Here is a 13,746-nt window from a genome sequence, read left to right as displayed (position 1 = left end):
ATTAGGCGGTTCCAAGATCCGTATTATCCTCTAGCCGGATATAAGGTGTAGTGCCGGTTATCGTTATGCCTTTAAATACAGACTTCGCAACGGTTACCGACTGATTTTGACGGAGCCAGTTGAAGTTGAGTTTGCTATTGTCAAAGTAGGAGTGGGCGATAATGGCCTTTTTGGCATTATCCGCTTTCCCGACAGAAGCATTAATAAAGGTGGTTCCGGTTACAACAGCATTGCCGTCCATGACAAGCCCTAAGCTTTGGAACAAACCGTTGCGTAGGGTAATTTGCCTCATATACTTCGTATCGCTTGATCCAAGCTGGATATCCGTGCTGCCAAGCAGCGGGGTTTTTGCTCGCATAAATTCACTGTTGCTAATATGGCACCCTTCAAACCTTGCGGAGCCTTCAATGAGCGTAAGCCCACTTACGACGGTCGGGCGTCCAGCATAATCTGCAGGAACCAATAGAGATAAATCGTAATTTTTTATCGTTATATTATCAATCACCGCACCAGCAGCCAGCAGATTAAAGTTTGGCGTGAGCGCGTTATCAGAACGCCAGTCCCGCTCCACCGTTATATTGGATAAGAAGCATCTACCGTAATTGTACCTGCTAAGATTAAAACCCGGAGTACCTGCATCCTTAATGGTAACCGGAGCACCTCCCAGCGTCTCGGAAACCTGAAAGCCTAGTGAAGTAACATTAACGGTATAATACAATTTATCGACGCTGATTCCGGTCGGAATTTTGCCGATCCATTGCTCAAACGATACTTGCGCTCCGTTGCCTAGTCCATGTGCCGTTTTGAACGTGAAGGTTCCAGCAGCTGCATTTACCGTTGGCGAGCCTAAATAGCCATAGACGCTTGAACCATAAACCATACCGTCTTTAATCTGGCAATTTTGCACGACTGCTCCTCTTACATCCAGCAGCTTTAAATTCCCTTTTTGGAAAACAGCCCCGTTCACAAAGTTATCGCCTTGTACCCACAACTCGCAGCCATTAAAGGAGTTGTTCACATATTTGACGTTTGGGAAATTTGGATTCGAGCTCACACCGCCAACATTATTGCCTTCAAAAGTATTTCCGTCTACTACAATATTGGTACCGTCGGCATTAACGAAGTGTCCGCGTACGTTGCTGTAGATATAATTGTCTTCAACATGAATGCGGTAATTCAGCTCCAGTCCGTTCGGACGCTCTGCTGATTTATATGGGATATTGGTTTCGCTATACATCGACTCGATATCAATACCGAACATAGGCGGCGTTCCATTTCGAAAATTCGTCGTTACGCCATCGTTATCATAGCCGATATGATGGATCTTGTTTCTATAGATATGAGTATCGTTTGAAGCGCAAATCGAAATCCCTTGCCTTCTGCAATGGTGAATATGGCAATCATGAATCAGAACATCTTGACCCATTTGCTCCTGCGTATATAAGGCTGGATCAAGCTGGTATTTTTCGTAGCCAGTTAAAATCCCATCTCCCGTGCAATTTGAAATGTCCATATTGGATATTTCTATCTGGTTGGAGCCAAAAGAACCAATTCCATAACCGCTTTCATGCGTATAAAAGGAATTATCGACCTTGGCGCGTATATCAGCAATTTGGCTGTCGGTTAAAGGCGCGGTAAGCGGTATAACAAATACCATTTTATTGTTTACGCTTATATCTTTCATTTCGTCAAGAAACCACCCTCGCCCCCCAGAACTGGCAGGCGCAAAAACACCGTTCGTGCGAAATCCAACAAGCGTAGCACTAGAAACAGTATCTTTATACTGATAGAATCGATATCCTGTAGCGCTCACACCTGGTATGCTCCACAGCCTGAAGCTAGCAAGAAGGCCTGGGTTGGCATAACGGTCAATCACCTCACTGCGTACCGAGTTCGGGTCATTATTAAGCGTACCGTCCGCATTTACGCCGCCTCTGACAAACTTCACCGCAATCTCGTAAACATGCTCCTTCTTATCCCCTATCAACTGGCCGCCTGAAACCTTTGCCTTCGTAATCCCTCTCATTTCAATGATGGAATAATTTGGGGACGAATTGCCCTCTAGCTTGATTATACAGCCTTTTGCAAGCTCAAGATGTATCCCGCTTTGCATTTGGATTGCTATGAGAGTATTAGGATCGAGTCTAACACTGTAGATACCTCTAGAAAGAATGACATGTATAAAACCTTCAGATTTGGCCCATGCGATTGCGTCATTGATCCCCTTCGTTGTCTCAGCCGCATTTAAACCTGCATTATTAATATGAAATCGATCTAGTTCTATTAAATAGGCTGCCTGGTCACTCATAACCTTCACCTCCATTTACAACCAGCATATGTGCTTGTCAGGGAAGGGTTACTTATTTCCGCTAACCTCCAAATGACGGCTGCGCTTCAGCAGCAAGGCACGAAGTTTAGGAATTTTACTCAAAATAGCCTCTGCAACGCCAAGCAAGTATTTAAATTCTTCCGTTCGATGAAAAACAGCCGCATAGATTGCATTTATTAATAGGAAGCAAAGCGTGCCCCTCACAAGCAGCCAGAACAATCCTCCGGCAGGAAGGAAGGAGCAAATATATGCAGCTGCAGCTGCGGCAATAACGGCAATGATAGAGTAATAGCCATACCGAGTAAAATATAGCTTTAATGGCTGCTTAAATACTCTTTTATAGACAAAATAAGGAGTGGTCCAAAACGGGACGAGCAGCGCGCTGACAAGCGTACCGATGAATATCCCGGCAATTCCCATTCGCTGCACAAGGATGAAGGAAATGCTCAGGTTTAATGCAGCCTGGCACAAAGGCGCAAATCGGTCCTCATGAAAGATGCCGGCGGTCGTTTTGAGCATCGTAATGGAGTTGCGCATCCCCCGCTCATAAAAGGTTATGATTAATAGAAGAACAACTAGCGGCCCCATCACGAACTCCGAACCAATCCATACTAAAATCAGCGGCTCAATAAATAAATAGAGCATAATCGCAAGCAAGGAGTACAGCCAAAAGTTCAGCAGCATCGTCACTTTAAATACATGAAATACCTTTTCCTCGCTTTCCTTCGCCACCAGATTGCCCAAGCTGTGGTACATATTCGCAAACACCTGATTGATAAACGTGCGGCAAAGGTCGATAAGCATTTTATAGTTCGAATAAAGACCGACTGCCGCTACACTTATAAAGGAAGAAATAAGAATGCTGTCTACGCCGAAAATAAAATAAGTGCCTATATTTTGCAGCAAGATAGCCTTCATATTTTTAATGAAATTTGCCTTCGTATCCGGATCAAGCTTCGTCTCTTTTTTCTGCCTCAGAAACGGATACATCCGGTCCACGATCTTGGCTAAAATGATGGAGCTCATAAGCGACACGACGCATTCGATAATTAAGTAAAAAATAAACTGCTGCGTAAAGTAGAGAATCGCGATTTTCGCGCATACCGAAAGAATCGATGAAACGGAAAAAACAGCCGTTACGATATAGTTTTTTTGATTTACATTCAAAAATGAGTATTTATAAATGAAAAGGTATGGCGTGACCGTATTGATTAAAAACAGCAAATAAATGAAGCTAATATTTTCGACGCTTGTATTTTTAATAAACACATCAAGGAACGGCATAATGGATAGTCCCAGCAACAGCACAACGCCCGCTATGACCAAATACGCTTTTTTGTAGAGATTCATGAGCGCCATAATTTTTGGCCTATCATTATCGGCTACCGGCTTATACAGGTTGTATACGATACTGGAGCCGATACCGGCTTCCGCCAAGGAGAGCATGGCAAGTATGCTCGTAAACAGCCCATTGATACCCAAATACTCAATGCCCAGGCTATTAATGAAAACTGTGCGCGATACGAAGCTTAAAATCGTAATGATGATTTGGTTGCCTATACCGGCGGTGATATTTAATAATGAGCTCTTTACCCGCATGTTGATCCCCTATCTTCGTTTATCCGACCTTTGAACGCTGGCTGGCGTTAATGATGCGAATACAGAACCCTTGCGTAAAGGGCAAAATATTAAATAACATGGAATATACGCCGATATCCTTTGTGTCCCCTTGCGAGAAATCAACTGCCCCGCTCCGTCTTGTCACCTTCATGAGGTAATGCACCGCTCGCCTCGCCCCTTCAGCACATGGCTCTGCCAGCTCCTCCACTTGCGAGGCTTGAAGCAGAAACCAGCCAAGCGTCGCCGTTGTAGACGAATCAGCCCTTGACTCTCCACGGCTCACTGTCCACGTCCAATTGCCGCCAGGCGCTTGAAAAGCAAGCACGGTCCGGGCAAATTTCTTGACCATTTCCGTAAGCACAGCCTTAGACTCATGAGAAGCTGGCAATTCGCGCCAAGCATCAATCAAGCCAATTGCGAACCATCCGAGTCCACGTCCCCAGCCATAAAGCCCAAGCGGCAGCCTGTTACCGAGGTGATAGGCATGGCTAGGAAGGTAATGGTCTTCCAACATGCCGTAACTTTCGTATTCCGTCAGTTGTTTGACAGCTAATCGAACGCATTCCGCTTTGTTATATCTCGTGCCGTAGGCGATTAAGAACGGACAAATAAAGCCGATCGTATCTACATAGCGGTAATGCTTCATCGACTTCCGATACGCAACCGTTCCATCCTCGCCGATATGCGCTTTAATGAGCTCCCAGGTGTAGTCAAGCGCAGCTCGATAACGCTCTATATCAACCGTTTCCAGCTTCAAGATTGCATAGCTGAGTATCGCTGCATCTACATGTTCAGGCTTCTGTTTCCAGTCGCCGTTGCTATCAAACTTAGAGTTAAGATAGGTTTTGATTTCTTCCGTCGTCAGCTTGCTCGCATCTCCGCGCGCATATTCCACGAGCCCGAGCAGCAAGGCTGCTTCCTGCCAGTGCTGTATCGCACTTTTGGTATAATTGCCTCTCAGCATGTCAATGACGACAAATCTCGTATTATCCGTTACTTTAATTTTCGGCGTATGGTTGAGCCATCTCGTGCCCGCCTTAGTAATCGACGCATTCCAGCGATTCGTATCCGTATAACGGCCAATATGAATTCTGCCAAACCAATCCATGAATAGCGGTACCATATCAATTGCCGCAATGATAAACGCCAAAGCCAGCAGTAGAATGCTTATTAGTTGGAATAAAATAATAACAACCCCTTTAACTAACTAATCCATTGATACAATTTATGTATTTCATCCTCTGTCCCTAAAGCTTCCTTCTGAAGATTATGTACGAAGTGATTCCTCAGAGATTCGTCGTCAATAAGCCTTTTAATTCCTTCATAAATAGAGGCAGCATCCTGATTGACGATCAATCCATTTTCCTCATGTTTGATCTGATCATAAATAACGGTGAAGTTAGTTGATACGATTGGCTTCTTTAATATTTTGGCTTCCGTAATCGTTAAACAGCGGCCTTCATAAATAGAGGTTTGGACATATAAATCACATTGCTTGATGTAGGGGTAGGGGTTCTCCTGCATGCCTGTTAATATTAGCGTACGCTCCAAGCTTTTTTCCTTAATCAACTGCTCCAGCTTTGCTCTTTCCTCCCCCTCGCCGATGATATACCATTTGATCGAGTAACCTGCTTGAACTAACCTGTCGCAAGCTTCAACAGCTAAGTCAAAGCCCTTCTGGTGAATCAACCTGCCTACCGACGCAATGATAGTTTCGGCTCGAGGCAGTTCAATCGTGTCGACCGACATGTCGATAATGGCAGCAGGCGATACAATATTATGCATCAGCTCAATTTTATGCTCAAATCTAGGGAAGCGTATCTTTAGCAGTCTGACGCATTCTTCCGATACGGTCACGATTACGTTTAACTTATCAAAAAAATGCTCGTCAATTGCCGGGTCCATGCCTAGCTTGTCATAATCCGTATGAATAAACCCTATCTTAGTTCTGGCCTTCACCTTGTCTATGACAAAATAAATAGGCGTTTTCTCCAAATAACCAATGGCCGCATCATATTCTTTGTCGAGATCAAAAAGTGACTTCGCGAGATACCGCCAAACTTTTTGCTCGCTCTTAGCAACATTCTTCTCCGTCCGGAACACATAACCCGCACCTATTCGTGCTGCCGCAAGACGAAAACGCCTTTGCTTAACACAGTCAACAACCGCTGTTTTGATAGACATATCAAAATAAGGATAGAAATCAGGCGCATCCAAGACATTTACTTCCCGAGGCAGCTTCTTAAGAAATACGCCTTCGTGCTTAAACAAAAACAAATCCACCTCATGCTTCGAATAATCAATCGTTTGAAGCAGCGAGATTAACGATTGCTCTGCACCGCCGCAATGGAGACTATTCATGACGAACAAAAGCTTCTTCTTCATCGCCAATCCACCTATCCAAGAAGCTGATACAGCTTCTCTATTTCTTCTTCGGTTCCTAACTGCAGAAGAGACAAATGCTCAGACAACCTGTTTCTTATCCCCTGCTCATGCATCAGTCTTCCAATCCCTGCTGCGACGGCTTCTGAATTCATATCTACAATCAGCCCCTCGATGCCGTCTTCGATCTGATCCTTAGCGGTGCTGAAATTCGTAACCAAAATCGGCTTGCTCAAAATTTTCGCTTCATCAATCGCAATGGCTTTTCCTTCGAATTTGGACGTTTGCGCATAAATATCCGCCTGCTTGATATACGGATATGGATTGGGCTTTAAGCCGAGCAGCTTAAAATGATTTTCCAGACCGTTCGCAGCTATCAATTCCGTCAGCTTCTCTCGCTCGTCGCCTTCGCCGATAATATTCCACTGGAAGCTCCAGCCGTTATCGACGAGCCTTCTGCACGTTTGTATCGCCAGCTCAAAGCCCTTCTGCTCATGGAGCCTGCCAATAGATAGGATGACAAACTCGCCTTCCTTGCGGTTATAGACGTCAGCGGTATCCTTATTCGCCAAATGCTTGATTACCTTAGGAGATACGATATTATGGATGACTTGCACTTTGTGGTGCTGATCCGGGAATCTTTTTTTCAATATGCTTGCGCATTCTTGCGAAACCGTCACGATGTGGTCCAGCTTATCGAAATAGTTAATATCAAAAGCCGGATCTAGGCCAAGCTTGTCATAATCGTTATGAACCCAGCCTATCTTTTTGGCCGCATCAACCTTTTCCACGCAAAAATAGATGGAGGTTTTCTCCAAAAATCCGATAGCCGCATCATATTTCTTGTTGATTTTGTTCAAGGAGCTCGCTAGGTATTTCCACCCTCCCTGCTCCCTTGGGCCAACTTCCTTAGTCGTATGATTAGTGACGCTGAACATTAACCGACTATAGGCTATACCAGCGCTCCCGCTGCCTATCAACTGCCGCACTGAGCTAAGAAGCGGCTGCGTAAACTGGCTATAGCTGTCGTTGAGCGGCAGCACGTTTACCTCCTCAGGCAGCAAATCCATAAAGATTCCTTCATGGCTGAGAAGAAATAAATCTACATTAAATTCGTCGTAATTGATTTGCGAGAGGAGATTGACTAAGCTGCGCTCTCCTCCTCCAGCCGACAGGCTGGGCATAACAAACAGTAAATTTTTTTTCATACGCACCTCATGCAAGCTCTTTTAAATATTCAACTGCCTTATAGGACATTTGTTTAATGTCCGGTATAGCTTGCTTCAGCCTGCTTTTAATTTCTTCTTCTTCCCTAATCATTTCATCATAATGGTGGATAAGCTTGCTGCTGCTGGAAATCTCGTCAATGCCGAGCACAAGCTTCTCTTCGTTAAAAATATCCTGCGCAATTCCCTTCGATTTCACGCTGTAACCAAGCACCATCGTCGGAACGTAATTCGAATAGGCAGCAATCGTTGCATGTGTCCTTGCACCGATGAAAAATCGCATCCTTGAAATATATCCCTTGTACTGAATGGCAGTTAAGTGATCTGGAAGCAATATAACGCGGTTCGTTGCTTTAAATTCTTCATAGAACTGCTCCAGCACCTCATAATCGTTATTGCCTCCTTCGATCACATGAGGCGTTAATGCTATTGTCATGTTTGAAGTTGCTAAAATATGCTTGATCAGCTCACTAACTGCTTCTCGTGATTTTTTATTTCGTTTCCATACGAGCGGACTAAAGTTAATTCCAATTGTATTGCCTTCTTGCCAGCCTTTAGGCAGCGGAAGCTGCTCCTGCTCCATTGTAAATGCCGGGTCTGCACCAAGCCTGACATTTTGCAGACCTTTACTTTGGAGCATGCCATAGGTTAACGTTTCACGTGCGATAATTAGGTCGAACAGCTTTAAATCCTCCAGCTTTCTCTCGGACATATCCTCTTCTCCAATCGAACAGCCCCATAGCACCAGTTTCTTCCCTTGCGCCTTCACCCGCCGGTCGATTTCATACCAGTTCGGCTGCTCACCGTAGCAGTAGTTATCGCCGCCAATGGACAAGCAGACATCAACGTCCTTGATCCGGTTAATAATGTTTTGCTCAATAACGCCAAGCGCATACGTTTCATCCTGACGCAGCTTGAATTGCAGTGAGGCCACGAACCAGTCCAGCGAATACTTTTTTATACTTGACTTGGAGCCGTCATAGATGCCGTCTAATGTGGAAATGACCTTATCTGTTTGTGGTTTTTCTGAGGCTAAATATATTTTTGATCCGACGATTTTTTCTTTAATTAGCTTAGTAGACGATCGAACGATCGCTTCGCAGCCTCTATTTAGGCTGCCTCCATGCGCAAACATCATAATTTTCATGTTTAATCCCCAACCTTCACTCGTTTTATGAATTTCTTAATCTGCTATAGGTGACTGCGCAATACAAACCAATCGTCGATCTTGCCTTCACCATGCTAATAACGAAACGTTCATAACGTCCCAGCGATCCCTGCATTTCATCCCAGTACAGTGGAAGTGCCTCTCGTACTTGGCTGCTGCTAATCATTTTCCTCACGTAGCTATACCTTTTCATAAAACTCATATCCTTGCTTGGTTTGAAATAAACGTAAATATAGGAGACCAAGCTTTTGATAAGTCTTGTAGACTTTAGTTGATGTACACTTACACTTTGGAGCATTTCGGTGTAAATAGGAGGAGGACTCAACCGATAAACCTCGATTGCTTTGCCAAAGTAGTCCTTATCCTTAATGTTGCGAGTAGCGCTACCTTCTACTTCCCGATAATGGTAGCCTGTATATTTCACGTAGATCATCGTTGATGCATAACCGTAGAGCAACATATTAAACATGCCATCCTCACCCAAAGCCATGCTCACCGGGAAAACGATTTGATGTTCAACGAGCATATCGGTCCGATATATTTTGTTCCACACTGCGTTCAAATCATCTGTTTTAAGCAAGTAAGGCATAATCGTTTGTACAATATAATCTCGATCCAGCAGCTCATCGCTCGGAAAAGAATAGCTCGTAATAACCTTGCTGCCCTCTAATTCGCTTTCGAAGTTGGAGATGACAACATCGCAGCCATGCCGCTCTGCTGCAGCATAAAGCGTTTGGTACATATCCCTCTTGACGTAATCATCCGCATCGACAAAACCGACATATTCACCGGAAGCGACTCGCAGACCCGCGTTTCTGGCTGCACTGACGCCTTGATTCTCTTGATTAATCAGCTTTATTCGGCCGTCCTTTTTCTTGTATCTCTCGATGAGAAATCTGCTATTGTCGGAAGAGCCGTCGTTGACAAAAATAAACTCGCAAGCGTGCAGCGTCTGATTGAGCAGCGACAATATGCATTCTTCCAAATATTTCTCAGCATTATAAACGGGAATAATGACACTTACTTTATTTCGCAAGGCATTCCTCACCTTCCCTTCCGCTACGAGTGCTAGACGATAATTTGATAGAGTTTATCAAGCTCATAGCTATTGCTGTAATCCTTGTCCTTAATATTGCTTACGAGCGCGCTTCTAAGCTCCTTGCTGCGGTAAAGCTTCTCGATCGCATTCGCTATTCCGTCCGGGCTGCCCTCGCAAATGATGCCATCCACACCGTTCTCAACTTGGCTTGCGGCTGTAGGATAGTTTGTTATAATGACCGGCTTGCCTAATATTTGCGCTTCCGTTACCGTTACCGCTTTCCCCTCGTACCTGGAAGGTTGGACGTATAGATCGCATGATTTTATGTATGGATATGGATTCTTTTTTTTTCCCAGCAGCACGAACTTATGCTCCAAGCCGTATTCGGCAATGAGTGACGTTAGCTCCGCTTCGAACCCGCCGTAACCGACGACATGCCATTGCAAATGGGTTAAGCCTTTATCATGAAGCTTCCTCAGCGCCTTCACTGCCATATCAAAACCTTTGACGTATGACAATCTGCCTACCGATACGATTTGGAAGGTCCCGTTCGCCGATTGATTGATGTCCAGCGTATCTTCCGCCATTTTTTTAATAAATTCGGGAGAGGTGATATTTTCGATTTGGGTAATTTTATGTTTAAGCGACGGATAGGTCTTCAGGAAGGATTCGGTGCACGCTTCAGAAATGGAGGCGATATAATCAAACTTATTCCAGACCGCCAAGTCCAGCTTATGGTCAATTTCCAGCTTGCTGTAATCGGTATGAATCCATGCGATCTTCCGCTTTGTCTTCACCTTGTTAGCCAAAATATCATGGGGCCATGCATAACTAACCGTAAGGTCATAGGCCTTCTCCAGCGGTGGAATAAAATAAGACGAATACTTGCTCGCGAGCTGCATTTGTATATAACCTGCGCCCTCGTTCAGCCTTTTTCTTCTCGCTTTGACGGAAGCTAGATTTTTGGAAAACATTCTAATCATGACCGCCATATAATGCCCTTCGCGAAGGCACTGCTTAACCGATTTTCGAAATACGGTATATTTGCTTATTTCCGGCAGCACGTTGACTTTGCTCGGAATGAGCTCCATAAATTCTCCCTGATGGCTGCAAATCAATAGATCCACATCATAGGTATCGTAATCAAAGCATTCCAGCATATTGATCAGGCTTCGTTCAATACCGCCGATTTCCATATCATAAACAGAAATTAAAATTTGCTTTTTCATATCGATTCCTTTACTTGAAACAGAGTATTTTTAGCTGCTTTCGGTTCCTTATAGCTTATATGCTTGTTTTCTCTTTTATTTAAAAATAAGGTGTCTGCCGGAACGGTGCCCTTCACGACGCTTCCTGCGGCTATTACCGCATTATCGCCTATGAAAGTATCTCTGAGGATGACAACGTTTGATCCCACCCACACGTTGCTGCCGATAATGACTTCGCCCCTCAGCAGATGATCCCCGGACTTATCCTTATAGTTATGGTCATGGTCGTTAATGCACACATTAGGGGCAATTTTTGTCCCGCTCCCAATCGATATCTTGTTGACGCAATTGATGTTGCAGTTGTCATTGATAAATACGTTGTCGCCCAAAATCAGCTGGCCTTCGAAATCGATTCGTATGCTGGCGTTTTTCCGTATATACACAAATCGGCCGAACGTAATTTTTGCCCGTTTATTGAATATTTCAATCGTACTGTTTGCTTGTATGGAGAATAAGGATGAATGGATGTTTCTGAAATATAGCAGCTTGTAAAATAGTCCCCGCAGCACGCCTACCAAATGGGACTTATTCATCGCTATCGTACTGATCAAACCTCTGCTACGGAATTGCGTGAGCAGCGTACCCGCTATTTTCCTCAAAACATTCATCGTTATTCTCCTTCTTCAAACATAATTGCTATTACTCAAGCTCTCTGGCCTCAGCCTTTAACGAGCTTTTTCTGTTCTTTCTCCACAACCACAAAAACGGACGGAGCGGAAAATACAAGAAGTGCAGCGCCTTAGGTAGCGGAAGTGTTTCGGCATCTTCCGGATAAGGGAACATAAAGCTTGCGACAAACTGTATTTTTTGCGGAACCGTCAGCAAGGTGAACAAATACCGTTTGTGGAAGCGTCTTATCTCTTCCGGTATCGGGGGAGAATGCAAATTGACCAGCCGATTTACATAAAACATAGCATCCTCCGCGAGCCAGTGCGCTTTCCTTCCCGCAAGGAGCGGCTTCATCTCAACGCGAAGAGGCAAAGACAACAATCGTGCCGCAAGCAGCAGCGCTTGCCCGCCAATATGGGAATAGCTATGCTTTTTCAGCAGCTTGGTAAGCTTCGGCCAATCCAGCTTCTGATTAACCAGCTGCTTGATGTCGAGCAGCCAGCGAAGTCGCGACCAGCCGTGCCGGGCACCGTGAGATACGAGAAACATAAACAAATCTTCTCTTCCCAGATAATAAATCGGACGGCTGATCAAGGCGCTTTTGCGTTTTCGGCTCCAAAGATCATTAAAGCTCGGCTCCTTGGACGGTGCCGGATTTAGCCGCCAGTGCAGCTCGACCTTGATTCCCTTCTTCGGATGCACGAAAGTCGTATGATGATGTCTCCACTTCCAATCCTTGAGCACCGAAACGATATATTCATCCTTTTCGTAGCCAAGGGAAACTAGAAGCGCTTCTGCAAGGTCCAGCTCCTTGATTGGAATAAGGAGATCGAGGTCACAAGAAGTACGCAGCGATACATCTCCATATAAATCAGCAGCAATGACCGGCCCTTTCAAAAACAGCGATCGAAGTCCACGCTCAGAAAATTCCTTAGCGAGCTGCTCCATCTCACCGCTTAGCGTGAGCATCTGGAGCGTATTGCGATAATAGTCACGCTGAAACATTTGGGTGACAAATATCGGGACCTCCGCTGATTTCAGTTCCTGAAGCTTGCGATTGACAGTAGGGAACACCCGGTGATGTCTGGCTAGCTCAATAAATCGATCCCAATCCGCGTTTTGCAGCAGCTCCTGATAATCAAAGGACTGATCGGCCTCATCATCTGACGAGAGAAAGGCAAGCATTAAGCGCATTTCGTCAGAAAGGTCTTCCTTATGGAGAGTGACGTTGTTATTCATGAATATCTCCTTCATGCTAATTAGCCAATAACGAACAAAATAGAAATTTTGTTCTATAAAACGAACACAAGTACAGATTATCACCTTCCCTAATTTCTGTCAATCGTCATTGCAGAAGTTCACTATTCTTTTACAAAAAAAGAGATAAATCTGCTAGAATGAAAGAGTTCTTCGGTACGATTTAACAAACAAGGAGGCGAAATGTGATGGAAAATATAATCGTATATGGAGCTGGCGGTCACGCGAAGGCCGTTATTGATACGATAGAGAAGGAAGGCAAGTATCGAATCGCGGGCTTGCTGGATGACAATAAACCGGCTGGCACTAACATATATGGCTATGCTGTTTTAGGCGATAGCAGCTGGATTGGAGCGAACCTCGATACGATCAGCAGCGGTATCGTTGCCATCGGGGACAACTGGTTCCGCTCGAAGGTCGCAGCAAAGATCTCTGCTATTCATCCGCGCTTTACCTTTATTACTACCATCCATCCCGCTGCCTCCATTGCAAAAGGCGTTCGGATTGGAGATGGAACAGTCATTATGGCTGGCTCAGTCATAAATAGCGATTCAACGATTGGCGAGCATTGCGTCTTCTATTCCCAAGCTCTCGCCGATCATGATTCCTCGCTCGGCAGCTTCGTTACGCTCGCTCCAAAAGCGGGAACAGGAGGCAGCGTCAGCATTGGCGACTATTCCGTTATTTCCTTGGGTGCGAACATTATTCATGGCAGAACGATCGGAGAGCACACGGTCATAGGTGCCGGCTCTACCGTCCTATCTGATATCCCATCTTATCAGATCGCTTATGGTACGCCTGCGAGAGTCATTCGGTCACGCGAGAAGGGCGACCGTTATCTTTAGCCC

The 13,746-nt window shown here is 44.9% G+C and carries 11 protein-coding genes; 1 reads left to right on the top strand and 10 read right to left on the bottom strand.

All coding sequences use genetic code 11. From position 1 onward, the window contains the following. Position 1: 1 nt before the first annotated feature. The 10 genes from ADU23_RS16250 to ADU23_RS16205 are packed head-to-tail and all read right to left on the bottom strand — an operon-like array spanning position 2 to position 12,880. A complete protein-coding gene (locus ADU23_RS16250; protein ID WP_053374679.1) occupies positions 2-2,308 on the bottom strand; it encodes a right-handed parallel beta-helix repeat-containing protein in 2,307 nt (768 codons plus the stop codon). Between the two features lie 48 nt (positions 2,309-2,356). After that, complete coding sequence (locus tag ADU23_RS16245; protein ID WP_053374678.1) at positions 2,357-3,928, bottom strand: lipopolysaccharide biosynthesis protein; 1,572 nt, start codon at positions 3,926-3,928, stop codon at positions 2,357-2,359. Between the two features lie 19 nt (positions 3,929-3,947). Continuing rightward, positions 3,948-5,135 carry a glycoside hydrolase family 88 protein gene (locus ADU23_RS16240; protein WP_053374677.1) on the bottom strand — a complete coding sequence of 396 codons (1,188 nt, stop codon included), beginning with the start codon at positions 5,133-5,135 and terminating at the stop codon, positions 3,948-3,950. 17 nt (positions 5,136-5,152) lie between these two features. Continuing rightward, a complete protein-coding gene (locus ADU23_RS16235) occupies positions 5,153-6,334 on the bottom strand; it encodes a glycosyltransferase (RefSeq protein WP_053374676.1) in 1,182 nt (393 codons plus the stop codon). 11 nt (positions 6,335-6,345) lie between these two features. Continuing rightward, positions 6,346-7,539 carry a glycosyltransferase gene (locus ADU23_RS16230; RefSeq protein WP_053374675.1) on the bottom strand — a complete coding sequence of 398 codons (1,194 nt, stop codon included), beginning with the start codon at positions 7,537-7,539 and terminating at the stop codon, positions 6,346-6,348. 7 nt (positions 7,540-7,546) lie between these two features. Beyond that, positions 7,547-8,704 (bottom strand): polysaccharide pyruvyl transferase family protein, encoded by a 1,158-nt coding sequence (locus ADU23_RS16225; protein WP_053374674.1) that lies wholly within the window; start codon positions 8,702-8,704, stop codon positions 7,547-7,549. A 25-nt stretch (positions 8,705-8,729) separates the two neighbouring features. After that, the gene (locus tag ADU23_RS16220) at positions 8,730-9,761 is read right to left on the bottom strand and encodes a glycosyltransferase (protein WP_053374673.1); all 1,032 of its coding nucleotides are present in this window, start codon (positions 9,759-9,761) and stop codon (positions 8,730-8,732) included. Positions 9,762-9,793: 32 nt separating this feature from the next. After that, on the bottom strand, positions 9,794-10,993 hold the full coding sequence (locus ADU23_RS16215; protein WP_053374672.1) for a glycosyltransferase: 1,200 nt from the start codon (positions 10,991-10,993) through the stop codon (positions 9,794-9,796). Continuing rightward, positions 10,990-11,640 carry an acyltransferase gene (locus tag ADU23_RS16210; RefSeq protein ID WP_063846023.1) on the bottom strand — a complete coding sequence of 217 codons (651 nt, stop codon included), beginning with the start codon at positions 11,638-11,640 and terminating at the stop codon, positions 10,990-10,992. Before ADU23_RS16210 ends, ADU23_RS16215 begins: the two co-directional genes overlap by 4 nt. A gap of 31 nt (positions 11,641-11,671) precedes the next feature. After that, positions 11,672-12,880: a nucleotidyltransferase domain-containing protein gene (locus tag ADU23_RS16205; RefSeq protein WP_053374671.1), complete on the bottom strand. Its 1,209-nt coding sequence runs from the start codon at positions 12,878-12,880 to the stop codon at positions 11,672-11,674. 206 nt (positions 12,881-13,086) lie between these two features. On the opposite strand from ADU23_RS16205, the gene ADU23_RS16200 reads away from it, so the two are divergent. Beyond that, the gene (locus ADU23_RS16200) at positions 13,087-13,743 is read left to right on the top strand and encodes an acetyltransferase (protein ID WP_053374670.1); all 657 of its coding nucleotides are present in this window, start codon (positions 13,087-13,089) and stop codon (positions 13,741-13,743) included. The last annotated feature ends 3 nt before the right edge of the window (positions 13,744-13,746 follow it).

Origin of the sequence: Paenibacillus sp. FJAT-27812, assembly GCF_001273905.1 — a bacterium.
Taxonomy (GTDB): domain Bacteria; phylum Bacillota; class Bacilli; order Paenibacillales; family Paenibacillaceae; genus Pristimantibacillus.
Note: the sequence above shows the minus strand (reverse complement) of the source record. Positions and strands in the feature narration are given on the sequence as shown.